Annotated in this window: 27 protein-coding genes; 20 read left to right on the forward strand and 7 right to left on the reverse strand. The window is 67.5% G+C overall.

Features of this window, described 5'->3' with window-relative positions; genetic code table 11:
- The 11 genes from AC1RKE_RS13840 to AC1RKE_RS13890 form a co-directional block, all read left to right on the forward strand.
- The coding region (locus AC1RKE_RS13840) for a flagellin (protein WP_492897281.1) at positions 1–783 on the forward strand (783 nt) is incomplete at its 5' end.
- A 112-nt stretch (positions 784–895) separates the two neighbouring features.
- Positions 896–1,633 (forward strand): flagellin, encoded by a 738-nt coding sequence (locus AC1RKE_RS13845; protein WP_054765102.1) that lies wholly within the window; start codon positions 896–898, stop codon positions 1,631–1,633.
- A gap of 86 nt (positions 1,634–1,719) precedes the next feature.
- Positions 1,720–2,043: a flagellar protein FlaG gene (locus tag AC1RKE_RS13850; RefSeq protein ID WP_224762229.1), complete on the forward strand. Its 324-nt coding sequence runs from the start codon at positions 1,720–1,722 to the stop codon at positions 2,041–2,043.
- 134 nt (positions 2,044–2,177) lie between these two features.
- Positions 2,178–3,095, forward strand: a complete 918-nt coding sequence (locus AC1RKE_RS13855; RefSeq protein ID WP_054765103.1) for a flagellin N-terminal helical domain-containing protein — start codon at positions 2,178–2,180, stop codon at positions 3,093–3,095.
- A gap of 62 nt (positions 3,096–3,157) precedes the next feature.
- On the forward strand, positions 3,158–5,860 hold the full coding sequence (locus AC1RKE_RS13860; RefSeq protein ID WP_348682913.1) for a transcriptional regulator: 2,703 nt from the start codon (positions 3,158–3,160) through the stop codon (positions 5,858–5,860).
- 78 nt (positions 5,861–5,938) lie between these two features.
- Positions 5,939–6,625 carry a hypothetical protein gene (locus tag AC1RKE_RS13865; protein ID WP_287106487.1) on the forward strand — a complete coding sequence of 229 codons (687 nt, stop codon included), beginning with the start codon at positions 5,939–5,941 and terminating at the stop codon, positions 6,623–6,625.
- Positions 6,625–7,047 carry a PDC sensor domain-containing protein gene (locus AC1RKE_RS13870; protein ID WP_152949785.1) on the forward strand — a complete coding sequence of 141 codons (423 nt, stop codon included), beginning with the start codon at positions 6,625–6,627 and terminating at the stop codon, positions 7,045–7,047. Before AC1RKE_RS13865 ends, AC1RKE_RS13870 begins: the two co-directional genes overlap by 1 nt.
- A gap of 186 nt (positions 7,048–7,233) precedes the next feature.
- Entirely contained in the window at positions 7,234–7,728 is a 495-nt protein-coding gene (ssb, locus tag AC1RKE_RS13875; protein ID WP_054766868.1) for a single-stranded DNA-binding protein, read from the forward strand.
- Positions 7,729–7,737: 9 nt separating this feature from the next.
- A complete protein-coding gene (locus AC1RKE_RS13880; RefSeq protein WP_333897182.1) occupies positions 7,738–8,193 on the forward strand; it encodes a thiol-disulfide oxidoreductase DCC family protein in 456 nt (151 codons plus the stop codon).
- Entirely contained in the window at positions 8,190–9,491 is a 1,302-nt protein-coding gene (locus AC1RKE_RS13885; protein WP_348682912.1) for an SDR family oxidoreductase, read from the forward strand. The genes AC1RKE_RS13880 and AC1RKE_RS13885 overlap by 4 nt, the downstream gene beginning before the upstream one ends.
- Entirely contained in the window at positions 9,488–9,958 is a 471-nt protein-coding gene (locus tag AC1RKE_RS13890; RefSeq protein ID WP_054765109.1) for a DUF2269 family protein, read from the forward strand. Before AC1RKE_RS13885 ends, AC1RKE_RS13890 begins: the two co-directional genes overlap by 4 nt.
- A gap of 3 nt (positions 9,959–9,961) precedes the next feature.
- On the opposite strand, the gene AC1RKE_RS13895 is transcribed toward AC1RKE_RS13890, so the two are convergent.
- Both AC1RKE_RS13895 and AC1RKE_RS13900 read right to left on the reverse strand, forming a co-directional pair.
- Positions 9,962–10,342 carry a type II toxin-antitoxin system VapC family toxin gene (locus AC1RKE_RS13895; protein ID WP_287106482.1) on the reverse strand — a complete coding sequence of 127 codons (381 nt, stop codon included), beginning with the start codon at positions 10,340–10,342 and terminating at the stop codon, positions 9,962–9,964.
- The gene (locus AC1RKE_RS13900) at positions 10,339–10,617 is read right to left on the reverse strand and encodes a type II toxin-antitoxin system Phd/YefM family antitoxin (RefSeq protein ID WP_287106480.1); all 279 of its coding nucleotides are present in this window, start codon (positions 10,615–10,617) and stop codon (positions 10,339–10,341) included. The genes AC1RKE_RS13895 and AC1RKE_RS13900 overlap by 4 nt, the downstream gene beginning before the upstream one ends.
- 96 nt (positions 10,618–10,713) lie before the next feature.
- Here AC1RKE_RS13900 and AC1RKE_RS13905 point away from each other — a divergent pair, with 96 nt between their 5' ends.
- Both AC1RKE_RS13905 and AC1RKE_RS13910 read left to right on the forward strand, forming a co-directional pair.
- Positions 10,714–11,634, forward strand: coding sequence for a DMT family transporter (locus tag AC1RKE_RS13905; RefSeq protein ID WP_348682911.1), 921 nt, complete (start codon positions 10,714–10,716; stop codon positions 11,632–11,634).
- 29 nt (positions 11,635–11,663) lie between these two features.
- Positions 11,664–12,194 carry a DUF1003 domain-containing protein gene (locus AC1RKE_RS13910; RefSeq protein WP_054765113.1) on the forward strand — a complete coding sequence of 177 codons (531 nt, stop codon included), beginning with the start codon at positions 11,664–11,666 and terminating at the stop codon, positions 12,192–12,194.
- Between the two features lie 60 nt (positions 12,195–12,254).
- On the opposite strand, the gene AC1RKE_RS13915 is transcribed toward AC1RKE_RS13910, so the two are convergent.
- Positions 12,255–12,830: a superoxide dismutase family protein gene (locus AC1RKE_RS13915; protein WP_183218194.1), complete on the reverse strand. Its 576-nt coding sequence runs from the start codon at positions 12,828–12,830 to the stop codon at positions 12,255–12,257.
- A gap of 122 nt (positions 12,831–12,952) precedes the next feature.
- On the opposite strand from AC1RKE_RS13915, the gene gyrA reads away from it, so the two are divergent.
- Positions 12,953–15,727, forward strand: a complete 2,775-nt coding sequence (gene gyrA, locus AC1RKE_RS13920; protein WP_348682910.1) for a DNA gyrase subunit A — start codon at positions 12,953–12,955, stop codon at positions 15,725–15,727.
- Here the strand turns inward: gyrA and AC1RKE_RS13925 are convergent, their stop codons facing one another.
- Together AC1RKE_RS13925 and AC1RKE_RS13930 are read right to left on the reverse strand one after the other, a co-directional pair.
- Positions 15,728–16,156, reverse strand: coding sequence for a type II toxin-antitoxin system VapC family toxin (locus AC1RKE_RS13925; RefSeq protein WP_348682909.1), 429 nt, complete (start codon positions 16,154–16,156; stop codon positions 15,728–15,730).
- Positions 16,146–16,640, reverse strand: coding sequence for a DUF7662 domain-containing protein (locus AC1RKE_RS13930; RefSeq protein WP_348682908.1), 495 nt, complete (start codon positions 16,638–16,640; stop codon positions 16,146–16,148). Before AC1RKE_RS13930 ends, AC1RKE_RS13925 begins: the two co-directional genes overlap by 11 nt.
- A gap of 49 nt (positions 16,641–16,689) precedes the next feature.
- Here AC1RKE_RS13930 and AC1RKE_RS13935 point away from each other — a divergent pair, with 49 nt between their 5' ends.
- From AC1RKE_RS13935 to AC1RKE_RS13950, 4 genes are all read left to right on the forward strand, one after another.
- Positions 16,690–17,490 carry an aminotransferase class IV gene (locus tag AC1RKE_RS13935; RefSeq protein WP_348682907.1) on the forward strand — a complete coding sequence of 267 codons (801 nt, stop codon included), beginning with the start codon at positions 16,690–16,692 and terminating at the stop codon, positions 17,488–17,490.
- 83 nt (positions 17,491–17,573) lie between these two features.
- Positions 17,574–18,062: a pantetheine-phosphate adenylyltransferase gene (coaD, locus tag AC1RKE_RS13940; protein WP_348682906.1), complete on the forward strand. Its 489-nt coding sequence runs from the start codon at positions 17,574–17,576 to the stop codon at positions 18,060–18,062.
- 8 nt (positions 18,063–18,070) lie between these two features.
- Complete coding sequence (locus tag AC1RKE_RS13945; RefSeq protein ID WP_201463870.1) at positions 18,071–18,946, forward strand: peptidylprolyl isomerase; 876 nt, start codon at positions 18,071–18,073, stop codon at positions 18,944–18,946.
- Between the two features lie 20 nt (positions 18,947–18,966).
- Complete coding sequence (locus tag AC1RKE_RS13950) at positions 18,967–19,839, forward strand: peptidylprolyl isomerase (RefSeq protein ID WP_183218202.1); 873 nt, start codon at positions 18,967–18,969, stop codon at positions 19,837–19,839.
- A 163-nt stretch (positions 19,840–20,002) separates the two neighbouring features.
- Here AC1RKE_RS13950 and AC1RKE_RS13955 read toward each other — a convergent pair whose 3' ends face one another.
- On the reverse strand, positions 20,003–21,115 hold the full coding sequence (locus AC1RKE_RS13955) for a Ppx/GppA phosphatase family protein (protein ID WP_348682905.1): 1,113 nt from the start codon (positions 21,113–21,115) through the stop codon (positions 20,003–20,005).
- Between the two features lie 145 nt (positions 21,116–21,260).
- On the opposite strand from AC1RKE_RS13955, the gene hspQ reads away from it, so the two are divergent.
- Positions 21,261–21,569 (forward strand): heat shock protein HspQ, encoded by a 309-nt coding sequence (gene hspQ, locus AC1RKE_RS13960; protein ID WP_287396993.1) that lies wholly within the window; start codon positions 21,261–21,263, stop codon positions 21,567–21,569.
- 57 nt (positions 21,570–21,626) lie between these two features.
- Positions 21,627–22,502, forward strand: a complete 876-nt coding sequence (gene phhA / locus AC1RKE_RS13965) for a phenylalanine 4-monooxygenase (protein ID WP_348682903.1) — start codon at positions 21,627–21,629, stop codon at positions 22,500–22,502.
- Here the strand turns inward: phhA and astB are convergent.
- Positions 22,499–23,836, reverse strand: a complete 1,338-nt coding sequence (astB, locus tag AC1RKE_RS13970) for an N-succinylarginine dihydrolase (protein WP_348682902.1) — start codon at positions 23,834–23,836, stop codon at positions 22,499–22,501. The two genes, phhA and astB, sit on opposite strands and share 4 nt — an antisense overlap.
- Positions 23,837–23,879 lie beyond the last annotated feature (43 nt).

Below are 23,879 nucleotides of genomic sequence, written 5' to 3' on the forward strand. Positions count from 1 at the left end.
GCGCTGCAGAACCTGAACAAGACCAACTCGGAGTTGGAGCGGACCCAAAACCGCATCAACACCGGCATGAAGGTCTCGTCGGCCAAGGACAGCGGGGCGATATTCGCCATCGCCACGTCCCAACGCGCCGCCGCCAGCGCTCAGGACTCAGTCCGCAGCTCGATCCAGCGCGGCCAATCCATCGTCGACGTGGCCCTGGCCGCCGGCGATACGATCACGGCCGCTCTGGAAGAGATGAAGGGCCTGGCCGTCAGCATCGCCGGTTCCACCGGCTCGGCCAAGACCTCCTATGAGAACGAGTTCGCGGCCCTGGGTCAGGAAATCAAGAGCGCGCTGGACGGCGCCAGCTTCGACGGGGTCAACCTGTTGAAGACGGCCTCAACCGGCGGCACTGCGGTCAACGTCCGTATCGGCACGGGCGCCACCGACACCAAGACCATCGGCATCACGACCGATCTCAGCGCCAATACGGACCTGGCCAAGTTCACGGCCGCGTCTCCGACGGTGGCTGACTTCACCTCGGCCAACGTCGATCTGGTGATGACGGCCGTGACGACGGCCCTGTCGACCCTGGGCACCCAGTCCAAGTCGCTGGGGCGCACCATCAGCTTCGTCAACAAGCTTCAGGACTCCCTTGAAGCCGGCGTGGGCAATCTGGTGGACGCCGACCTGGCCAAGGAAAGCGCGCGCCTGACCGCCCTGCAGACCAAGCAACAGCTGGGCGTGCAGGCGCTGTCGATCGCCAACTCCTCCAGCCAGACCGTGCTGAGCCTCTTCCGCTAAGACCCGGAGGCCCGGTCGCCTCGGCGGCAGGGCCAAGGTCTTGAACCCCGAGCAAAACGCTCCCGTCGCCAAAACGGCGTCGGCCATCACGAAGTGAAGAAGGAACGCCAAAATGGCGAGCATCAATACGAACTACGGCGCTTCGATCGCGCTGCAAAACCTGAACAAGACCAACTCGGAGCTGGAGCGGACCCAAAACCGCATCAACACCGGCATGAAGGTCTCGTCGGCCAAGGACAGCGGGGCGATCTATTCGATCGCCACGTCGCAACGGGCCGCCGCCGCTTCGCAAGACGCGGTCCGCGCCGGTCTGCAACGCACCCAATCGATCACCGACGTGGCCCTGGCCGCAGGCGATACGATCACGGCCGCTCTGGAAGAAATGAAGGGGCTGGCGGTCAGCATCGCCGGATCCACCGGCGCGGCCCAGACCTCCTACCTGGCCGAATACAACGCCCTGGGTACGGAAATCGCTTCGGCGATCACCGGCGCCTCCTTTGACGGCGTCAACAGCCTGACGGCGCTCGGCTCGAACGCGGCGATCACCGCCGTGAACACCGGCAGCATCACCGCCGCCAACGCCACGACCGCCAACGTCGACGCCGCCATTGCGGCGACGACCTCGACCCTGTCGACCCTGGGCACCCAGTCCAAGTCGCTGGGCCGTCAGATCAGCTTCGTCAACAAGCTTCAGGACGCTCTTGAAGCCGGCGTGGGCAATCTGGTGGACGCCGACCTGGCCAAGGAAAGCGCCAAGTTGACCGCCCTGCAGACCAAGCAACAGCTGGGCGTGCAGGCGCTGTCGATCGCCAACTCGTCGAGCCAAACCCTGCTCGGCCTGTTCCGCTAAGGCGAGCGGCCGGGGCGGTTTCGCGACCGCCCCGGCCATCGTCCTCGTTTCATCAAGGAGACGCGGAGTGATCCGCGCAAGGAGCCATGACGGAGAATGTCGCCAGAATAAGCAGCGCTCTTGCACCCGTCGCACCCGCCAAGGCGGCCGAAGCCTCCTTGGAGGTGAAGCCCGTGAACGCCTCGGCCGCCGCGCCGACCGCGGATGAAGCGCCCCAGACGCCCAACAGTCTTGCAGACGCCGGACGCTATCGTCTGACGATCGAGGCGGTCGGTCGTCACCGCTTTGTCTACAAGGTTCTGGATCGGGTGACGGGCGAGGTGATCCGCCAACTGCCTCGCGAAGACGTCGAGAAGCTGATCAGCGATCCGACCTATCGCGGAGGCCGGGTGGTCGACACCGCCGTCTGAGCCGGCGGGAGAGCCTGAATTTTTTAACGCCGCCGGCCCGCCGGACGGCGCAATCATGGTTTCCGGGGCGTTAACCATCCGCTCACGACTCATGATTAATACTGGCAGGAACAGAAAGTCCGGGGCTTGAAGCCATGACCAGCAGTATCCACACCAACACCTCGGCGATGATCGCCCTGCAGAACCTGAATCGCACCAGCGAGAACCTGGCGTCGACGCAGAGCCGGGTGAATACGGGACTGAAGGTGCAGGGCGCCAAGGACAATGCTGCGGTGTGGGCTGTGGCCCAGGGCCAGCGGGCGGACCGAGGGTCGCTGGAGGCGGTCACCACCAGCCTGAACCGCGCCACCTCGATCGCCGACGTCTCCCTGGCCGCCGGGGAGCAGATTTCGGACATCCTCCTGGAGCTGAAGCAGAAGGCCACTGCGGCTGCCGACCCCAGCGCCACGGCGGCGACGCGCGCCTCCTACGATCAGGAATTCCAGTCGCTGCTGAAGTCGATCCAGTCGTTCGCCGACAACGCCATCTTCGACGGCGCCAATATTCTGGACGGCTCGGCGACGGCGGATCTGAACTTTCTCGCCAGCGCCGACGGCAATGAGACGATCGCCTTGAAGCGTCAGAACCTCGGCCTGGTGGGCTTGGGTCTGGCGGCCAACTCCTTCGATTCCGATCCCGCCACCGCCGGCGTTCAGGCCTGGACCAACAACGCCGCCACGCCGGAAGACGAAACCCTGCTGAATGCCGCGCCCGACCTGCTGACCCAGGAAAAGGCCAAGTTCGCCCTTCAGCGGATCGATGCGGCCATCACCGTCGCCGGCTCGCGCCTGTCGGAACTGGGCGCCCAGGCCAAACAGATCGAACGCCACACCACCTATGTCGGCAAGCTGTCGGATTCGCTGGAGGCGGGCATCGGCAATCTGGTGGACGCCGACCTGGCCAAGGAAAGCGCGCGACTGCAGGCCCTGCAGGTCCAGCAGCAGCTGGGGGTTCAGGCCCTGGCGATCGCCAACCAGGCGCCGCAGATGATCCTGTCGCTGTTCAAGGGCTGATAGGGCGACTTAACAGCTCGTTATCGCTTGCGTCGTAGGCTGCCCCTGAGCGGAGCCGCGCTATGATAAGCAACAGCTATTTGCTAGGTCTGTATGGGATTTCGGCGGACTCGTCCTCGCTGATCGGCGCCTCTGCGACTCCGGCCAAGGCCAAGAAGACCCAGCCCACCGCGCCCTGGGCCAATTCCTCTGCTGCGACGGCGCCCAAGGCCAGCGACCTGGTGCGGGCGGCCCTGGCCGGGCGCAAGGTGATCGACGAGAGCGCCGTCGATCTGGATATGGCGGGCGCGTCCCCCGACTATCGCAAGCTTTTCGCCATCTACCAGGGACTGAACACGCTGAGCGCCCTGGCGGATCGCGCCGACGACAAGGGGTTGACCAAGCTCGAGGCGGATCAGCTGAACCGGCGCTTCTCCGCCGGTCTCGAAGAGGTGTCCAAATATCTCCAGACTGCCAAGTTCGAGGATTTGAAGGTCGTTCAGGGCGTCTCTAAAACCAGTGTGAAGACCGGCTACGCCCAGGAAAAGGCGCCCGCCAGCTTCGTCGCCAAGCCGATCCATGAGGGCACCCTGGATGCGCCGGTCGCCGCCTTCGCCGGCGACGTCAAGTTCGCCATGTCGGTCAAGAGCGCCACGGGAACCGTCTCGGTGTCCATGGACCTGTCGGAGATGGGCGATACGACGCGCACCCTGGACAATGTCGTGGCCTATATGAACGGCAAGCTGGAAGCGGCCGGGGTAGCCAGCCGCATGGGCCGCGAAATGATCAAGGTCGAGCCCAAGACGATCAAGAGCGGCGACAAGACCATCACCCTGCCGGCGGGGCCGGACCAGTGGGCGTTGAAGGTCTGGGGTTCTTCCGGGGAGACCGTCTCCTATCAGGCCGTCGATACGTCTGACGCCGTCTATGTGACGCAGAATGTCGGCGGGACGACGGGTTCGAGCCAGCTTTTGAAGTTTCAGACGGACGGGGGCGCCGCCCCGACGCCGCAGCAGGGCGTGGCTGACCCCTTCTGGGTCGAAGGCCGGGTGGGCCGATCCGAACTTCCGCCGGGCGTCGAATCCGTCCGCGACAGCGTGACGACCGCCGACGGCTCGGTTTGGGTGTTGGCTGACCTGAAGGCGGGGGAGGCCAATCAGCCCATCAAGGGGACGCGCGACGTCGCCCTGATGAAGTACGACAGCGCCGGAAATCTGGTGCAGACCAAGCTCCTGGGCGCCGCCAGCAAGGCCAACGGCTTTTCTCTGGCGGCGGCGGCGGACGGCCGCATCGCTGTCGCGGGCTCTGTCACCGGGGCCCTTGAGCCGGGCAAGAGCGGGGCCGATGCGGCTGTGGCCGACAGTTTCGTCACCGTCTTCGACAGTTCGGGCCAGGAGCTTTGGACCCAACGCCGCGGCGCGAAGGCGGCGGACGAAGCGACCCAGGTGGGCTTCGGCGCCGACGGCCTGGTCTATGTCGCGGGTCGGTCGAAGTCGGCCATGCCGGGCACGATGGCTCTCGGCGGCTGGGACAGCTATGTGCAGACCTTTTCCCAGACCGCGCCGGATCGAAAAGGCGTCGTGACTGCGATCAACATGTCCACCCAGCAGTTCGGCACGGCGGGAGACGATTCGATCCAGGCCATGACGGTGTCCGGCGCGGATTTGTTCACCGCCGGCGTGGAGAACGGCCGCGCGGTGGTTCGCCGGTTCACGCTGGACGCCTCGGGCGTTCCCACCCTGGCCGCGACGCGCGACCTGGGATCGGCCAGCGGCAAGATCGCGGGGATTTCCGTCGAGAACGGCAGGGTGGTCCTGACGGGGGAAACCAGCAATCCGGCCCTGGACCTGGGAAGCCCGACCCAGGCGCATGCGGGGGGCACGGACGTCTTCGTCGCCGCCTTCTCGACCGATCTTCAGGACACCGGCGCCGATCGCCTGACCTATTTCGGCGGGGCGGGGGACGACACCGCCGCCGATGTCGAGGTGCGCAACGGCAAGGTCTGGATCACCGGCTCCAACCGGGACGAGGGGGCGACAAAGACCGATCCGACGCGCGCCTATCTGGCGCGGCTGGATCTGGCGACGGGCGCGGTGGAGTCCAACCAGACCTGGCGCGCCGACGGCGACCAGGCCAAACCCGCCAGCCTCAGCATCGTCTCCGGCGGCGCCAGCGTTCTGGATCGGCTGGGCTTGCCGCAGGGCGAAGTCATGCAGGCGGACTCCAAACTTCTGACCGTGGCGACCTCCGCCCGTGTCGGGGATCAGTTCTCGATTACCCCGGCCAGCGGGGGGCGAGCCCTGACCGTCACCATCGAAGCCAAGGATACGCTGGACACCCTGGCCAAGAAGATTTCCGTCGCCTCGGGGCGTCAGCTGGAGGCCAAGATCGTCTCCGACCTGAAATCGAATCCGCCGACCCAGAGGCTGCAGATCACCCCCGCGGCCAATCGCGAGGGCGCGGTCATCACGGCCGGACCCGCCGGCAAGGATGCTCTGGCCGCCCTGGGTCTGACGCCCGGCCTCATCAGCAAAACGGCGACGAGCGACAAGAAGACGATCGGGCTGAATCTGCCCAACACTCTGAATCTGAACGACGCCGCCTCGATCAAGGCCGCGAACGACGCCCTGGCCGCCGCCCTGACGGCGGTCCGCTCCGGCTATCGCGCCCTGGCTCCCTCCACTGGGACGATCACCAACACCCAGACGAACAAGGGCTCGTCCACCGTCTATCAGCAGACCCAACTGGCCAACTATCAGGCGGCGCTCAGCCGTCTTGTCGGCTGATTGCGAAGGCGCGTGGTTCCCGGTTGACGGCCGGCGCCGGTTCCGGGTTATTGGACGCCTCAGTCGCGAAAGTTCGCCATGGCCCTTCCTCAAGACAATCGCGTCATCATCGCCGTCGGCGCCGGACTGGTGATCATCGCCGCCGTCGTCCTGGCTCTGATCTTCACCAGCGGCGGCGACAAGACCCCCCAGACGCCGCCTGCGGCCAAGGGCGGCCTGACGGTCGATCTGGCCGACGCCCCCTCGCTGGAGCCGACGCGCGAACTGCGCTGCTTCGTCAATGGTCAGTTCGTCGGGATGGCGACCCTGGCGGACTGCGCCCAGCGCAACGGTCTGGCGACCGACGCCCTGGACGTCGGCATTGACGAAACGGGCGCCCTGGCCGCCGCGCCGACCGCCGCCTTCGCCCCGCCGCCGGAGCTGCCGTCCGTCGAACTGGCCCAGGCGGAACCCGCGCCGCACATGGAACCCAAGCCCACGACGCCCAGCGCGCCTGCGTCTTCAGCGCCGGCGACGGCGGGCGCGCAGTGTCTGCGCCACACCGGCTCAGACTGGCGCGTCCTGTCCAGCGGCATGAGCCTGAACGCCTGCGTCCAGGCCCTTTACGCCGGAACCTGCGTCCGTCCCGGCGACGCCCAGTACGGCCGCTGGGGCGAGACCACCCTGCGTCTGGTGCCGCGTCGCGTGGAACAGTCCAGCGACAACACCCGTTTCCGCACCTTGGCGGAGCAGGACCGCAACTGCCAATTCCCGGGTCTGAACTGATGCGCGTGCTCGCCCTTTCGATGATCGCCGCGGCCGCTCTGGGCGCCTGCTCCAACGCGCCGAAGTTCGAGTTCCAGCCCGGCGTCTGCTATTTCGTCGCCACGCCGGACGGACAGCCGCCGCGGCTTCAGAAGATGAGCGAAAACGTCGCCCAGATCGAACTGTGCGCCGCCCAGCTGGAGGAGATGCGCCTGCGCTTCCTGCGCATGGGCGGATCGAACCAGGAGGTGGCCGGCGCCTATCAGGGCCGCTTCATCTTCATCGACCGGGAAGGGGTGAAGTTCGGCAAGAGCCTGACGGGAAGCCGCTTCTTCGCCATGGCCCGCACCGGCGACGGGCGTTTGGCGATACCGGGTGCGATCCAGCGGGACGAGACGGGCAGGCCCGTCGCCGTCGCCGCCCCGCCGCCTGAGACGCCCTAACAGCGCCGCAAGTCCCCGCCGAGGGACTTGCGGCGCTCGAACAAAAGTGGAACAAAGCGTTAATCCACCGTTTTGGCGGGTTGGGCGTCGAATGCGGCTGACGGTGATCCGCAGCGGCTCTAAGACATCCGACTGAATTTGAAGGGCGGGCGAGGTGATCGCCGGTCTGGTGAGAAGGAAGTTTCCATGGCGGGCAGCGTCAACAAGGTCATTCTGGTCGGCAATCTGGGCCGCGATCCTGAAATCCGGTCGATGCCGAACGGCGACCGCATCGCCAACCTGTCCATCGCCACCTCGGAAACCTGGCGCGACAAGTCGACCGGCGAGCGCAAGGAAAAGACCGAGTGGCACCGGGTCGTCATCTTCAACGACAACATCGTCAAGGTGGTCGAGAACTATGTGAAGAAGGGCTCGACCGTCTATGTCGAGGGCGCGCTCCAGACCCGGAAGTGGACCGATCAGCAGGGCGTCGAAAAGTATTCGACCGAGATCGTGGTCAGCCGCTTCAAGGGTGAACTGACCATGCTGGGCGGCCGGTCCGAGGGCGGCGCCTCCCAGGGCGGCGGTTACGGCGGCGGTCGCGGCGACGACGACTATTCCTCGGGCTTCTCCACCGGCGGCGCCAACCGCCCCAGCGGCCCCAAGGAAAGCTACGACCTGAACGACGACATTCCGTTCTAAGTCTGCGACGTGGGGCGGGGGCCTTACAGCTATCGCCACGATCCCGCCGTGCCGGCCTTTCCGGACGACCGGCCCCTGGTCCTGTTCGACGGGGATTGCGCCCTCTGCTCCGGCTCGGCGCGCAAGATACTAAAGGCCGATCGGGCCCGCCTGTTCCGGCTGGCGCCGACCCAGTCGGCTCTGGGGCAGGCTTTGTTGACGCATTACGGCGTCAGCCCCGACGACCCCGCCACCATGCTGCTGATCCAGGACGGGGTGGCGCGCGAACGCTCCGACGCTGTTCTGGCCATCATCGCCCAGCTGCCTGCACCCTATCGGTGGGCGATCATCGGTCGGATCGCGCCCCGGTTCATTCGCGACCGCCTGTACGATTTCGTGGCGCGTCGCCGTCGGCGGTTTCCGGGCGCGACCTGGTGCGCCCTCCCTCCGGCGGGTGTCGATCTGAAGGACAGAGTGCTGGGATGAGCGGACGCGTGCTGGTGCTGGGCGCCAACGGCTTCATCGGCTCGCATGTGGCGGCGGCCCTGTCCGCAGAAGGCTGGAGCTTAAGAGCGGGCGCGCGGCGTATCGCCGAACCGTCCCGACGCGCGCCGGGGTTCGACTGGGTCGCGGCCGACTTTTCGAAGCTGACGACGGCCCAGGCCTGGGCGCCGCTGCTGGAGGGGGTGTCGGCCGTGGTGAACTGCGTCGGCGTGCTTCAGGACGGCGGGGGCGACAGCACCCGCGCCGCTCATGTGGACGGCCCGCGCGCCCTGATCGCCGCGTGCGAGGCGGCAGGCGTGGCCCGACTGATCCACCTCTCCGCCGTCGGCGCCGACGAAGCGGCGGGCACCGACTACGCCCGCACCAAGGCCGAGACCGAACGACGGGTCGCAGACAGCGCGCTGGACTGGCTGATCCTGCGGCCGTCGCTGGTGGTGGACCGGGCGGCCTTCGGCGGCACGGGTCTGATCCGCGCGCTGGCGGCCTTTCCGCTGTTTTCGCCCGTCGTCGGCGGCGACCAGATCTTCCGTCCGATCCCCTTGGGCGATCTCACCGTCGCCGTCGTCGCAGCCCTGCGGCCCGGCGCGCCGTCGCGCCTGATCCTGGACATGCCGGGGCCGGAGGCGGTCACCATGGCCGAGACGGTGCGCCTCTATCGCGGCTGGCTGGGTCTGAAGCCGGCGCCGGTCGTTCGCATTCCCCGCGCCCTGGCCGCGCCCGCCCTGGCGATCGGCGATCTGCTGGGACGGCTGGGCTGGTCCTCGCCGATCCGCACCACGGCCATGCGCCAGATGGATCACGACGTCGCCGGCCATGACAGCGGCTGGGCCGAGCGGCTGGGCGTATCGTCGCGCGGCTTCTCCCGTTTCCTGGCCGAGACCCCGGCCTCGGTCCAGGACGTCTGGCACGCCCGGCTGTGGTTCGTCCGCCCGATTTCGATCCTGACCCTGGGCCTGTTCTGGCTGATCACCGGCCTGATCAGTTTCGGCCCCGGCTGGAGCGGCGCCGTCGCCATATTGCACGAGGGCGGCTACGGTCGCTGGGCCGGGCCGGTGGCGGGGTGGGGCGCCCTGCTGGACGTGGTGCTGGGCCTGGCCCTGTTCGTGCGGTCCTGGACGGCGCGGGTGGCGATCCTCATGTGTCTGGCCACCGTGGGCTATCTGATCGCCGGCAGCCTCAGCCTGCCGCACTACTGGATCGACCCCTTGGGGCCGTGGCTGAAAGTCCTGCCGATGATGGCCCTCTGCCTGTTCGTCGCCGCCACGGACTCCCGTCGATGAGCCTCTATTTCGCGCTGAAGATCATCCACATCCTGTCCGGCGCCGTCCTGTTCGGCACAGGCGCAGGCATCGCCTTCTTCATGCTGCGCGCCCACGCCACGCGCGACGCCAGGACGGTGGCCGAGGTCGGCCGTATCGTGGTCCTGGCCGATTTCGTCTTCACCGCCACCGCCGTCGTGGTCCAGCCGATCAGCGGCCTGGGCCTGATCCATCTGCAGGGCTGGTCCCTGACCAGTCCCTGGCTGCTGGCGGCTTACGGGCTCTATGTTTTTGTCGGCCTCTGCTGGCTGCCGGTCGTCTGGATCCAGTACCGGATGATGGAATTGGCCCAGCAGGCGGCGGGGCAGGGGGCGGCCCTGCCGCCGGCCTATCATCGCCTGTTCCGCTGGTGGTTCGCCCTGGGCTGGCCCGCCTTCGCCGGCGTCCTGGCCATCTATTGGCTGATGGTCGCCAAGCCGACGTTCTAAGTTCTACCAGACCGCTTGATCGAAATGGCGCAGGATCACCCGGTCGGCGGTGATCAGCGTCGCCCCGTCGGCCATGGCGTTGGCGACGATCAGCCGGTCGAACGGATCGCGCGTCCAGGCGAAGCGGCAGGCGGCCTCGGCGACGGCGGCGGCCGAGGCGTCCGACAACTCCAGATCCAGACGCTCCTGAAGGTCATGCAGCAGAAGGTCGGCCGTCTTCAGCTTGACCCGACCGATCTCGATCAGGATTTCGATCTCCACCACGACCAAGGGGGACAGACGCAGGTCGCGAGCCCGCGCCAACTGCGCCTTCGCCCCACGGCTGATCTGCCGATCCAGTCGGTAATAGAGCCAGAGGGCGACCTGGGTGTCGAGATGGATCACTTGTCGCCGAAGTCGAACTTGGCGTCAGGGTCCCAGGTCCAATGGCTCTTGTTGGTGTCGATATCGTCGGGGCAGTCGTCGGCGCCCTCCCGCACACCCTGGGCCATATAGGCGTCCCAGCGTTCCTCGGGCGTCAACTTGCGTTCGACCGCCTCGGCGACCAGGGTCAGCCGCCGTCCGCCGCGCCGGATCACCAGCGGCTCGCCGGTTTCCAGCACGCTGTCGACCAGCCGGAACAGGTCTTTGCGCAGGGCGGTCAGGGTGACTTCGGTCATATGTACATGTTGGGCGTCAGGCCTGTACATGTCAATGCAACGCCCGGACACGGCATGTGAAGGGCGTTCAGGCGCGGGCCGTGCCATAGGCGGGGCATGTCCGACGCCGCCGCCGCCCCGCCGCCTGCAAAGCCCCATGCCCTGACCGGGCTGGAGATCGCCGCCATCGTGGCGATCATCATCGTCTGGGGCGTGAACAATGCGGGCGCCAAGCTGGCGACCGAGACCCTGCCGCCGCTTCTGGTCGGGGCGATCCGGTTCGGCATCGCCACCGCCTGCCTGATCGTCTTCGTTCGCCCGCCCTTTCCGGACTGGCGCAGCCTGACCCTGATCGTCCTGCTGGGCGGGCCGATCCAATATGGTCTGGCCTATACCGCCTACTGGTTGGCCACCGACGTCAGTCCGGTCACCGTGGCCAACCAGTTGTGGATTCCCTTTACGGCCCTGTTCGCCTTCCTGATCCTGGGCGAGCGGCTGAACAAGGCGGCCCTGGTCGGCATGGGGGTGGCCTTTGTCGGCGTGGCCTGGATGACCCTGGACGCCCATGCGCTTCAGGACTGGAAGGCCATTCTGGTCGCCATTGCGGCGGGCGCCGCCTGGGGCGTGACGACGGTGGTCGCGCGGCGCACCACCTCGATCCCGCCGCTGAAGATGCAGGGTCTTCTGGCGCTGGGCGCCTTTCCGGTCATGGCCTTCGGCTCGGCGGTGTTCGAACACGGCCAGTGGGAGGCGGTGAAGACCGCCACCCCCCTGGTCTGGGCCTCGCTGCTGTGGGCCGGGATCACCTCGTCCGTGCTGGCGACCACCCTGCTGTTCTGGCTGGTGCAGAGGCGCGAGGCCGGCCGGGTCACGCCCTATCTGCTGGTGACGCCGGTCGTGTCGATGCTGATCGGCTGGGGCTTCATGGGGGACGTGCTGACGCCCCAGATCCTGACCGGTTCGGCCATCGCCATGGGCGGGGTGGCCCTGGTGGCCCTGGCCGAACGGGGCTTGCGCGCGGGGGCCGCCAAGGCTTGATCTGGGGCGCAAGCCTCAGGAGCCCGCCCTTGTCCCACGCCCCGATCGACGCCGACCATCTGTCCCGCCGCTGGCTGGGCAAGGCCAAACACGATCTGCCCGCAAACGCCGCCAGCGTGATGCAGAGCACCGCCGACCGACGTCCCATTTCCGAGGACGTCAACACCGCCTTTCAGGGGCGTCAGACCTTCGGCGACCGACTGGCGGATCGGGTCGCCGCCTTCGGCGGATCCTGGCCCTTCATCATCGCCTTCGGCGTGTTTCTGGCGGTCTGGACCGCCGGGAACCTGCTGTTGCGCAAGGCCGCCTTTGATCCCTATCCCTTCATCTTCCTGAACCTGGTCCTGTCCATGCTGGCGGCGGTGCAGGCGCCCGTGATCATGATGAGCCAGAACCGCCAGGCGGCGAAGGACCGGCTGGACGCCAGCAACGACTATCAGGTCAATCTGAAGGCCGAGATCGAGATCATGGCCCTGCTGGACAAGGTTGAGCAGCTGGCGACGCGCCAGGAGGAACAGACCCGCATGATCGAGCGGCTGCTGATCCAGAAGGGGCGATGACGCCACACCCCCGTCATCCTCGGGGTCAGGCCCGAGGATGACGCAGGAGGGCGAGAGAACTCAGCTCGCGCTCAGGGCCGCACAGGCCACCCGATCGCCGGCGCCGCCGATCGGCTGGGTCGAATGGTCGTCGGGATTGGCGTGGATGATGATGGCCGAGCCGTCTTCGTCCCACAGCCACTGGCCGGGGCCTTCCGAGGAAATGCGTGCGCGGGTGGTGAACAGTTCGGCGTTCACCTTGCCGTCCGCCCCCGCATAGACGTTCGGCAGATCGCCGTCGTCCGGCCCCTGGGCGTTCAGCAGGCCGTGCGGAGCCTTGGGCTCGCTGTGGTTGATATGGCCGCCGGACGAGGTGAAGGGGGCGGCGCAGGCGCCGGTCGCATGGATGTGGATGCCGTGCCAGCCCGGCGTCAGGCCGGAAGCCTCGACCCTGATCACCAGGCCGGTCGGCCCCTGACGCAAATCGACGCGACCGATGTTGGCGCCCGAGGCGTTGACCAAGACTGCCTGTCCCGCCGCACCGACCGGGGAGCGCTCGGCCTGGGTCTGGGGGGCGTTGCCGGTCGCGGCGCAGGCTGCGGTGAAGGCCAGGGGAGACGCCAGGGCGACGGCGAAGGCGAGGGTCTTGGCGTGCATGTGGAAAGTCCTTTCAGAGACGGGCTTTCACGGCGGCGTCGCTTTGCCACCGCAGTCCTAGAATGCTAGAAAACGCGACAGCGGATCACGTTCCGATTCCGGCCGCATAAAGCCACGCTTCCTTGACCGACGACAGCTACGAAAACGCCGCAACTCCGATTGTTCCGGGAGGCGGCGGCTCAGACATTTCCACGATCACCATCGAGGACGAACTGAAGCGTTCGTACCTCGACTACGCCATGAGCGTGATCGTCAGCCGCGCCCTGCCTGACGCCCGTGACGGGCTGAAGCCGGTTCACCGTCGCATCCTCTATTCGATGCACGACCTGAACATGACGCCCGAGCGCAGCTATTCGAAATGCGCGCGCGTGGTCGGCGACGTGCTGGGGCGGTTCCACCCCCACGGCGACGCCTCGGTCTATATGGCCCTGGTGCGGATGGCCCAGCCCTTCTCCATGGGGCTGATGCTGGTCGACGGGCAGGGGAACTTCGGCTCGGTTGACGGCGATATGCCGGCCTCGATGCGTTACACCGAGTGCCGGATGGCGCCGGCCGCCACGGCCCTGATGGCCGACATCGACAAGGACACGGTCGATTTCCAGCCGAACTATGACGAGAAGGAGCTGGAGCCGGTCGTCCTGCCCAGCCGAATCCCGAATCTGCTGGTCAACGGCGCGGGCGGCATCGCCGTCGGCATGGCGACCAACATCCCGCCCCATAATCTGGGCGAGGTCGTCGATGCGGCCCTGGCCCTGCTGGATGATCCCAACGTTTCGGACGACGCCCTTTTGGACATCGTGCCCGGCCCGGACTTCCCCACCGGCGGCGAGATCATGGGCCGCACCGCGCCGCGCAATGCGCTGCGCGACGGTCGCGGCTCGGTCGTCGTGCGCGGCCGCGCCTCGATCGAGGAGATCCGCAAGGATCGCGAGGCCATCGTCGTCACCGAACTGCCCTACCAGGTCAACAAACAGACGCTGATCGAGCGCATCGCCGAAATGGTTCGCGAGAAGCGTCTGGAGGGCGTCTCCGACGTTCGCGACGAATCCGACCGTCAGGGCATGCGGATCGTCATCGAGCTGAAACGGGACGCCTCGGGCGACGTCATCCTGAACCAGCTGTGGCGCTACACCGCCATGCAGAGCTCGTTCGGCGTCAACATGCTGGCGCTGAACCACGGCCGACCGGAGCAGATGGGCCTGCGCGCTCTTCTGGAAGCCTTCCTCGACTTCCGCGAGGAGGTGGTGGTCCGCCGCGTCAAGTTCGAGCTGAACAAGGCCCGCGACCGCGGCCACGTCCTGGTCGGTCTCGCCGTCGCCGTCGCCAATATCGACGAGGTCATCCACATCATCCGCTCCTCGGCCGATCCGACCGAGGCGCGCGAGCGGCTGCAAGCCAAGGCCTGGCCCGTCGGCGACATGATGGCCCTGGTCGAGCTGATCGCCGACCCGCGCAGCGTGATCGTCGAGGGCGACAAGATCCGCCTGACCGACGAACAGGCTCGCGCCATCCTGGCCCTGACCCTGTCGCGTCTGACCGGCCTGGGCCGCGACGACATCTTCGGCGAGGCGCACGGCCTGGCCGACACCATCCAGGGCCACCTGACCATCCTGTCGGACCGCAAGAACGTCCTGGCCATCATTCGCGACGACCTGATCGACGTGAAGGACAAGTTCGCCGTGCCGCGCCGCACCCTGATCGGGGAAGGCGACGGCGAGATGGAGGACGAGGACCTGATCCCGCGCGAGGATATGGTCGTCACCGTCACCCACGGCGGTTATGTCAAGCGCGTGGCCCTGAACGCCTATCGGACCCAGCATCGCGGCGGCAAGGGCCGTTCGGGCATGGCCATGAAGGACGAGGACGCCATCACCGGCGTGTTCAGCGCCTCGACCCACACCCCGGTCCTGTTCTTCGCCACCAACGGCAAGGCCTATAAGCTGAAGACCTGGCGTCTGCCGCTGGGCAATCCGCAGTCGCGCGGCAAGGCCTTCGTCAACCTGCTGCCCATCGAGCCGGGCGACAGCATCATGAACGTCCTGCCCCTGCCCGAGGACGAGGCGACCTGGGGCGACTACGACATCATGTTCGCCACCCGCTCGGGCGACGTGCGCCGCAACAAGCTGTCGGACTTCGCCACGGTCAACCGCGCCGGCAAGATCGCCATGAAGCTGGAAGGCGACGACCGCATGGTCGGCGTCGGCCTGTGCACGGCGGACGACGACGTGCTGCTGACCACGGCCCTGGGCCGCGCCATCCGCTTCAAGGCCGACGACGTGCGCGTCTTCAAGGGCCGGGATTCGACCGGCGTCCGGGGCGTGCGCCTGCAGGACGGGGACGAGGTCATCTCCATGGCCATCCTGGGCCGCGTGGACGCCACGCCGGAGGAACGCGCCGCCTACGTCAAACACGCCAACGCCATGCGCAAGGCCCTGGCCGGCGCCGAGGGTGAAGACGAGCCGGCGACCGCAGAGGCCGAGGACGACGTCGCCGAGGCCCCGATCTCGCCCGAGCGGATCGCCGAACTGGGCGCGGCCGAACAGTTCATCCTGACGGTCACCGAAACCGGCTTCGGCAAGCGGTCATCGGCCTATGAGTATCGCCGCACCGGTCGCGGCGGCCAGGGGCTTACGGCCCACGGCCTGGGCGGTCGCGCAGGCGCGCGCCTGGCGGCGGCCTTCCCGGTCGAGGAGACCGACGACCTGCTGCTGGTCACATCGGGCGGTCAGATGATCCGCACCCGCGTGGATCAGGTCCGCATCGTCGGCCGCTCCAGCCAGGGCGTCACCATCTTCCGCACCGGCAAGGACGAAAGGGTCGTCTCGGTCGAACGCCTGCCGGAAAGCGGCGGGGCGGATGAGGCGGACGCCGCCGGTGAAGAGGGCGGCGAGGCCTGATCAGGCGACGAGCACGAGGCGGTCGGCGAAGCCTTCCGCCTCGGCGCGCCTGACCAGTCGGGCGTCCAGCGTCGCGACCTGGCTGTCTCGCACTTCCGCCAAAGCGATATAGGTCGCGTCATAGACGGAAAACCGGTGACGCGCGGCCAGGTCGTAGGCGCGCCCCAACAGATCCGGCAGTGATACCGGCATGGCCATCATGCCCCGCGCCGTATCTACGGCTTCAGCCCCGAGATGCTCGGAGCATTCGCCTCGCCAGACCTTCTTCGCCGCTATGCTGGCGATTTCGAGCGGCATCAGGTCGGACGCGATCATGATCCGCTCCGAGCTTACGCAGTCGCCCAGAAACCGTCTGGCGGCGGCGGAATGTTCCTCGTCGAACAGGGCTGCCGCAAAGACCGAGGCGTCGATCACCACCTCATCGGCCATCGCGATCTTCCCGGATCAGATCGACGCTGGAAACGCTGGAATAGATCGAGCGACTGCGTGAGCGGTCCATCCGGTCCAGAAAGGCCTCGTTCCGGCTTCGTGCGGTTTCGTTCAACAGGAGGGCGACGGCCGTTCCAAGGTCGACGCCGCGCTCCTGACAGGTGCGCTCCACTAAATTGCGCGCAGCGGGCGTCAGGGCGGCCAAGGATAGAAGGGCGCCCTCTACCCCCGTTTCGGTCTGTTCCTTTACGAAGGTGACCTCGTTCCGAGCGGGATTGAGCTTGGCCTTGCGGCCCGCTTTCAGCCAGGCCTTGGCCTGAACATGGGTGTCGGTATTGGCCCACCATTGACGCCTTATCCGCTCGTCATAGGCGGATTGGGGAAGCTTTCGGCCCAGCAGGGCTTCGATCTCTTCGAACGACAGAGTGAGGGCGTTTTGCTTCGTTTGGGCGAGGCGGTATTCCAGCGGGGCGTAGACCGACATTTCGGCAACTCCAAAGTTATATAACTTTATATATAGGTACATACCGATAATGTCGATCCTGATCGACGGCCTTCCCGCCGCCCCTGACGACCTGGCGCACCAGGCCCTGGTCAACTACGGCGCCTACACCTCCTTCCGCGTCGAGCACGGCGCGGTCCGGGGGCTGGATCTGCATCTCGCCCGTCTGGATCAGGCCGCTGTCGAACTGTTCGGCGAAAGCCCCGGCGAGGCCGAGGTCCGGCGTCTGGCGGCGCTCGCCGTCGAAGGCAGCGACGCCTGCTGGCTGCGCGTCAGCCTGTTCTCGCCGGAGATCGGCCACCGAAATCCGTCCTTCGTCGGACGGCCCAAGGTGATGACCGTCGTCTCGCCGCCGCCGCCGCTGGCGACCTCGATGCGGGTCACCGCCGTCCCCTATGTGCGCGAGACGCCGCATTTGAAGCATGTCGCCACCTTTGGTCAGACGCGCGTGCGCCGGGCCGCCCGGGCGGCGGGCTTTGACGACGCCCTGTTCGTCGATGATCAGGGTCATGTGTCGGAAGGGGTGACCTGGAACATCGGCTTCATTCAGGGGGATCGCATTGTCTGGCCCCAGGCGCCGATGCTGGCGGGCGTGACCCAGGTCCTGATCGACCGGGGGCTGGCTGGGCAGGGGCTGTCGTCTCAGACCCGCCCGGTGCATGTGTCCGAATTCGCGGATTTCGACGGCGCCTTCCTGTGCAACAGCGCCACACCCGTGTGTCCAATCACTCATGTTGACGACGCGACGTTCGGCAATGATCCCGCCGTCCTTGAGCGGCTCAACCGGGCCTGGACCTCGCAGCCGCCTCAATCCGTCGCCGATGACGCATGACGATCGCGTCAGCCGTCTAGGCCGTTGATTTCGCACCTGCTAAGTCACCCCCGACAGCAGGCGACAGGCCGGGGAGAAACGCCATGCGCATCGGACTTTATCCGGGCACCTTCGATCCGGTCACGAACGGCCACACCGACATCATCAAACGGGCCCTGAAGCTGGTCGATCGGGTCGTCATCGGCGTGGCCCAGAATGACGAGAAGGGACCGTTGTTCACCACGGCCGAGCGGGTCGAGATGCTTCGCACCGAGGTCGCGAGCCTGGGCGGGGACATCGTGGTCCAGCCCTTTTCGACCCTGCTGATGCATTTTGCGGAAGAGCTGAACGCCAATGTCATCATCCGAGGTTTGCGCGCGGTCGCCGACTTCGAATACGAGTTCCAGATGACGGCCATGAACCAGCGCCTCAATCAGGACATCGAGACGGTCTTTCTGATGGCCGATCCTCGGCATCAGGCCATCGCCTCGCGCCTGGTCAAGGAGATCGCCCGTCTGGACGGCGCGATCGACAGTTTCGTCAGCCCCGCCATCGCCGCGCGCGTGCGGGACAAGGTCAAGAACAAGGGATGAGTTCGGCAATGCGTCTTGGTGCGATCGCGGCGGCGGCCGCCGCTCTTCTGGCGACGGCTTCGGCCCAGGCTCCGGCCTTGGCCCAAGCCCAGGCTCAGGTTCAGGCGCCCGCCTCTGACTGGCGCACCGTCGCGCCCGAGAATCTGCTGGTCATCGACACGTCGAAGGGGCGGATCCTGGTCGAACTGACGCCGGTGGCGGCGCCCAGTCACGCTGAACGCATCCGCACCCTGGCTGACCAGGGCTTCTATGACGGGCTGAAATTCCACCGCGTCATCCCCGACTTCATGGCCCAGACCGGCGACCCCCAGGGCACGGGCGAGGGCGGCAGCGATCTGCCCGATCTGAAGGCCGAGTTCAGCTTCCGACGCGGCCGCGACGCCGGCTTCGTCGCCGTGCCGAACGCCGGTCAGGGCGTGCGGGGCCTGGTCGGCGTCCTGCCGGTCGAGACCCAGCCGGACGCTCAGATGATGGTCACCGCCGACTTCAAGGTCGACGCCCACGGCCTGTTCTGCCCCGGCGTTCTGGGCATGGCGCGGGCGGGTTCGCCCGACAGCGCCAACAGCCAGTTCTTCCTGATGATGGGCGAAAGGGACCAGCTGAACGGCGCCTACACCGCCTTCGGCCGCGTGGTCTCGGGCCTGGACGTCGTCAACAAGCTGAACAAGGGCTCCGACGCGGAAGACGGCAAGGTGGCCAATCCTGATGTGATGACCAAGGTCCGCATGGCCTCGGCCCTGCCCGAGGGCGAACGCCCGACCGTGCGGGTGCTGAACCCCGCCGGCGCCGCCTTCGCCGAACGGATCGCCGCGGCCCGCACCGCGCGCGGCGGCGGCTTCACCATCTGCGACGTCCAGCCGGTGGCCGAGGTCGTCGGGGGCTGAGACGCGACAGGGGAGGGGTGATGATCTTTCGCAAGACGTTGATCGCCGCAGGGCTGGCCGCCCTGCTGACCGGGGCCGCCCAGGCGCAGGAGGCGGCCGCGCCGCCGCCGCCGCCCGGCCCGACCGAATGGCGCGCCGTCGCCCCCGACAATCTGCTGGTCATCGACACGACCAAGGGGCGGATTCTGGTCGAGCTGGCGCCCGAGATCGCCCCGGCCCATGTCGAGCGGATCAAGCTGCTGGCCTCGCGCGGCTTCTACGACAATCTGGCCTGGCATCGGGTCATCGACTGGTTCATGGCCCAGACCGGCGATCCCCTGGGCACCGGCGACGGCCAGAGCTGGTATCCCGACCTGAAGGCCGAGTTCACCTTCCGGCGTGGGCCGGACATGGCCTTCACCCCCGTGGCGGCGCCGGCCGGGGCCTTGGTCGGCTTCTATCATTCCATTCCGGTCCAGACCCAGCCCGACGCCTTGATGGCCGGCACCTCGGATCGCAAGGTCCACGGCTGGGGTCTCTATTGCCCCGGCGTGGCCGGCATGGCGCGCGACGAGGGCAATGACACCGCCAACAGCCAGTTCTTCCTGATGCGCCAGCCCTATCCCGCCCTGGACAAGCGTTACACCGTCTGGGGGCGGGTGGTCGTGGGGCTTGAGGTGGTCCGCGCCCTGAAGGCCAGTCCGGAGCCCAGCGGCATCGTGACCGATCCCGACCGGATGACCCGCGTCCGCCTGGCCTCCGACCTGCCCGCCGCCGAACGCCCGGCGGTTCAGATGCTGAACCCCGCCTCGCCCGCCTTCCGCGCCCTGGTCGATGAGGCGCGCCAGGCCAAGGGCGCGGACTTCTCAGTCTGCGACATCGACCTGCCGGTGCGGGTGGCCACGGCGGGCTGAGCCCGCACTGTCTCCTCCCCATGCAATGGGGAGGGGGGCGCGCGAAGCGTGGTGGAGGGGTTCTGGACGCCGCACAGGCGTCTGCGATGCGGGAAGAACCCCTCCGTCACGACGCGAAGAGGCGTCGCGCCACCTCCCCACGTCGTGGGGAGGAGACGGTGCGTCAGGCGCCGCCAGGTCCTCGCCCCCGGCCCCGACGCCGCCTGCGGCGTTTGGGCGGGGCCTTGTCCGCCCGCATCTGTTGCAGCAGCAGGCCTTCGCGCAGGCCGCGATCCGCCACCCTGACACGCTCTGACGGCCAGGCGCGCTGGATCGCCTCCAGGATCGCCGCCCCCGCCAGGACGAGATCGGCCCGATCCGGCCCGATACAGGCCTCCTTGGCGCGCCCGTCCGGCCCCAGCCGCTTCAGCCGCTCCGCCGCCGCCTCGCATTCGGCCCGGGTCATCCACAGGCCGTCGACCCGATCGCGGTTGTAGCGGGGCAGCTTCAGATGGATGCCCGCCAGACTGGTGATGGCGCCCGATGTCCCTATCAGATGGGCGCGGTTTCGCCGCAGCAGGTCCAGCATCTCGGGATCCTCGACGCCGCCTCCGGCCAGGGCCGCGCCCATGTCGGCGACCATGGTCTCATACCATTGGGCGTGGTCCGCAGGACTGGCCCCTTCGGGTTCGGGATGCCGCTCCGCCAGGGTGACGACCCCCAGGGCCGCCGACATCCAGTCGGTGGTCTTCCAGTTCGGCCCGTCGCGCCTCAGCCAGGACAGTTCGGTCGACCCCCCGCCCACGTCGATGATCACCACCCCCTCGGCTTTCGGGTCGATCAGGTTCAGACAGCCCTCGACCGCCAGCCGCGCCTCTTCGGCCGGATCGATGATCCGCAGCCGCAGCCCGGTGCCCTTGCGGACCCTGTCGATGAACTCGGCCCCGTTCTCGGCCGCCCGGCAGGCCTGGGTGGCCACCGCGCTCAGCCTGACCGGATCCACGCCCTTCCTGACGATCCGCTCGGCGCAAAGGGCCAAGGCGTCATAGGCTCGGTCCATGGCGCGCGTGTCCAGCCGCCCTGTCCGCGACAGGCCCTCGCCCAGCCGCACGATACGGCTGAAGCTGTCGACCACCCGAAAACCGTCGCGGGACGGTCTGGCGATCAGCAGCCGGCAATTGTTGGTCCCCAGATCGAGCGCGCCATACAGGGGCGCGTCCCGACCCGACGCATCCCGCTCGCGGGAAGGCTGGGACCGCTCGTCGCGCCGTCGGGGCGCGCCGCGGGTCTCCGGCATGGGCCGTCATTCCGATGTGGGCGGTCCAAAGCGGCGCCCGTCCCGATCAACCTAGCCCGGCAAGATCGTCCGCGCCAAGCCATTCTGTCAGGAAGATGAACAGGTCTGTGGCGTCAGGGTCATCCGGCCAAGCGTAACAGGCGGCATGAACCAGATTCACACAGCCCGGTTCGCCATCGGCCATATCGTGCGCCACCGCGACGACGCCTTTCGCGGCGTGGTGATGGATGTCGATCCGGCCTATCAGGGGCCGGCCTCTGACACCGGCGCGGTCTCGCCGGATCAGCCCTTCTATCGCATCTTCGCCTTGGGCGAGGACGGCGGTTTCGTCGCCTATGCGGCGGAATCGGTTCTGGAAGACGGTCGGTCGGCGCTGCTGACGGACGAAGTTCGACGCTGGTTCACCGTCGATGGACAGGGCCATCATGCGCCGCTCCATGCGGGCATCCACTGAGGAAGCGATGGAACGGGCGCGGGCGGAGGGTTAGGATGGGGCAAAGAGGAGCGCTCCATGTCCGACTTCGAACATGTCTTTGAAAAGCCCCCGGAAGGGGCGGCCGCCGACTGGACCATCCCGCAGAACTGGGACGCCTATACCGAGGTCGAACACCGCACCTGGGACACCCTGTACGCCCGTCAGATGAAGATCCTGCCGGGACGCGCCTGCGACGCCTTCCTGCGAGGACTGGACGCGCTGGACCTGAACGCAGGCGGCATTCCCGACTTCGACGTCATCAATCCCAAGCTTCAGGCCCTGACCGGCTGGACCGTGGTCTGCGTGCCGGGGCTGGTGCCGGACGAGGTCTTCTTCGACCATCTGGCCAACCGTCGATTCGTCTCGGGTCAGTTCATCAGGAAGCCGGACCAGCTGGATTACCTGCAGGAGCCCGACATCTTCCACGACGTCTTCGGCCATGTGCCCATGCTGACCGACCCGGACTTCGCCGCCTATATGGAGGCCTATGGCAAGGGCGGACAGAGGGCGGCGGGCCTGGGCATGCTGCCGAACCTGGCGCGGCTGTATTGGTACACGGTCGAGTTCGGCCTGATGAAGGAGGCGGGGGCCTTGCGCATCTACGGCGCCGGCATCGTCTCCTCGGCCACGGAGAGTGTTTTCGCGCTTGAAGATCCGTCGCCGAACCGTCTGGGCTTCGACCTGGAGCGGGTCATGCGGACCCTCTATCGAATCGACGACTTCCAGCAGGTCTATTTCGTCATCGACAGTCTGGAAGCCCTGAAGGACGAGACGCTGAAGGACTTCGGCCCGGTCTATGACGCCTTGAAGGGGCAGGCCGACCTGCCGATCGATTCCGTCCTGCCCAACGATCAGGTGTTCACGCGCGGCACCCAGGCCTATGCGGCCAAGGGCGGCCGGTTCGCGGCCTAGGGCCGCTGGAACGGATAGAAGTCTCCGCCCAACTGCAAGATCCGCGTCAGTTCATCTAGCGCCCCCCAGCTCTCGTCCAGCAGGGCGGGATCGGCCAGATCGGCGGGACGCAGCTCGTCGCGGTACCAGCGGCGCGCCCAGTCTGACAGTCGGGCGTACAGGGCGTCGGTCAGGCGCATGGCCGGGTTGGTCGCGGCCAGCTCCGGTTCGTTCAGGACGACCCGCAGGCGCAGACAGGCGGGGCCGCCGCCGTTCCGCATCGACTGGCGCACATCGACATAGCGGACCTGCCCGATGGGGCCGTTGGAGGCGGCCAGGGATTGCGCCACCGCATGGCTGCGGGGGTTGTCGCGCGTCTCGGTCGGGCAGATCAGGGTCAGGCGGTCATCGCCCGGAACCTGGATCAGCATGGAGTTGAACAGATAGGAGCTGATGGCGTCGGCCAGGGGAAGGTCGGCGGAGGAGACCTCGACGAAGATCGGGTCGAACAGGCCGTCGGCGGCGCGGCGGATGGCGTCCTGGGTCGCGGCCGTATCCTCGAAGGCGAGGTCGTGGAAGAAGAGGGTCTCCAGCGCGCCGACGCAGACTACGTCATTGTGGAAGGTTCCGCCGGCGATGGCGGCCTTCGACTGCTGAGTCAAAACCGGGCGCCCGGCCGCATGCCGACGGGCGATCGCCTGAGAGGCCTCGCGCGTTTGGCGCGCGGGGTAGGGGCCGTCCCAGGGCTCGAAGGCTTCTCGGCCCCAGACCAGCAGATTGACGCCCGGCGCGCCATGCTCGGCGCACAGGCGCACATGGTTGGCGGCGCCTTCGTCGGCCAGATGGGCGACGGAGGGCAGGGCGTCATGGACGGCGAACCGCTCAGGATCGGGGAAGAGGGCGTCCAGCGCCCGCTTCGTCTGCTGATGTTCCAGCGACCGATGCAGATTGGTGACCAGATTGGCGGGTGTGAAGTGCACTCGGCCGTCGGCGGCGTCGGCGCTGGGGGTCACGGTCGCGGCGTTGGCGGCCCACATGGGCGAGGCCGAGCAGGCGGCGGCGGCGAACGACGGCGCATCCTCCCAGGCCTGTTCCAGCACCTGGGCGTCCGATCCGGTGAAGCCCAGGGTGCGCAGGAAGGGGATGTTGGGCCGCTCATGCGGCGGCAGGACGAACTGGGGCAGGCCCAGGTCCGCCAGGGTCTTCATCTTGTCGAGCCCCTGCAACACCGCCGCGCGCGGGTTCGACGCCTCGCCCTTGTTCAGGCTGGAGGCCAGATTGCCCGGCGACAGACCGGCGTAGGAGTGGGTCGGCCCGATCAGGCCGTCGGCGTTGGCTTCGACGGCGGTGGTCATGAAATCTTCCCTCGCTTGCGGGGGAAGTGTCGCGTCGTCGAGC

The sequence above is a fragment of the Brevundimonas sp. GW822-FHT03E11 genome, assembly GCF_058801445.1.

Coding starts and splice junctions, on each gene's coding strand:
- AC1RKE_RS13845 (WP_054765102.1), top strand. CDS start 896: ATGGCGAGCATCAATACGAACTACGGCGCTTCGATCGCGCTGCAAAAC.
- AC1RKE_RS13850 (WP_224762229.1), top strand. CDS start 1,720: ATGACGGAGAATGTCGCCAGAATAAGCAGCGCTCTTGCACCCGTCGCA.
- AC1RKE_RS13855 (WP_054765103.1), top strand. CDS start 2,178: ATGACCAGCAGTATCCACACCAACACCTCGGCGATGATCGCCCTGCAG.
- AC1RKE_RS13860 (WP_348682913.1), top strand. CDS start 3,158: ATGATAAGCAACAGCTATTTGCTAGGTCTGTATGGGATTTCGGCGGAC.
- AC1RKE_RS13865 (WP_287106487.1), top strand. CDS start 5,939: ATGGCCCTTCCTCAAGACAATCGCGTCATCATCGCCGTCGGCGCCGGA.
- AC1RKE_RS13870 (WP_152949785.1), top strand. CDS start 6,625: ATGCGCGTGCTCGCCCTTTCGATGATCGCCGCGGCCGCTCTGGGCGCC.
- ssb (WP_054766868.1), top strand. CDS start 7,234: ATGGCGGGCAGCGTCAACAAGGTCATTCTGGTCGGCAATCTGGGCCGC.
- AC1RKE_RS13885 (WP_348682912.1), top strand. CDS start 8,190: ATGAGCGGACGCGTGCTGGTGCTGGGCGCCAACGGCTTCATCGGCTCG.
- AC1RKE_RS13890 (WP_054765109.1), top strand. CDS start 9,488: ATGAGCCTCTATTTCGCGCTGAAGATCATCCACATCCTGTCCGGCGCC.
- AC1RKE_RS13900 (WP_287106480.1), bottom strand. CDS start 10,617: ATGACCGAAGTCACCCTGACCGCCCTGCGCAAAGACCTGTTCCGGCTG.
- AC1RKE_RS13905 (WP_348682911.1), top strand. CDS start 10,714: ATGTCCGACGCCGCCGCCGCCCCGCCGCCTGCAAAGCCCCATGCCCTG.
- AC1RKE_RS13915 (WP_183218194.1), bottom strand. CDS start 12,830: ATGCACGCCAAGACCCTCGCCTTCGCCGTCGCCCTGGCGTCTCCCCTG.
- AC1RKE_RS13925 (WP_348682909.1), bottom strand. CDS start 16,156: ATGGCCGATGAGGTGGTGATCGACGCCTCGGTCTTTGCGGCAGCCCTG.
- AC1RKE_RS13930 (WP_348682908.1), bottom strand. CDS start 16,640: ATGTCGGTCTACGCCCCGCTGGAATACCGCCTCGCCCAAACGAAGCAA.
- AC1RKE_RS13935 (WP_348682907.1), top strand. CDS start 16,690: ATGTCGATCCTGATCGACGGCCTTCCCGCCGCCCCTGACGACCTGGCG.
- coaD (WP_348682906.1), top strand. CDS start 17,574: ATGCGCATCGGACTTTATCCGGGCACCTTCGATCCGGTCACGAACGGC.
- AC1RKE_RS13945 (WP_201463870.1), top strand. CDS start 18,071: ATGCGTCTTGGTGCGATCGCGGCGGCGGCCGCCGCTCTTCTGGCGACG.
- AC1RKE_RS13950 (WP_183218202.1), top strand. CDS start 18,967: ATGATCTTTCGCAAGACGTTGATCGCCGCAGGGCTGGCCGCCCTGCTG.
- AC1RKE_RS13955 (WP_348682905.1), bottom strand. CDS start 21,115: ATGCCGGAGACCCGCGGCGCGCCCCGACGGCGCGACGAGCGGTCCCAG.
- hspQ (WP_287396993.1), top strand. CDS start 21,261: ATGAACCAGATTCACACAGCCCGGTTCGCCATCGGCCATATCGTGCGC.
- phhA (WP_348682903.1), top strand. CDS start 21,627: ATGTCCGACTTCGAACATGTCTTTGAAAAGCCCCCGGAAGGGGCGGCC.
- astB (WP_348682902.1), bottom strand. CDS start 23,836: ATGACCACCGCCGTCGAAGCCAACGCCGACGGCCTGATCGGGCCGACC.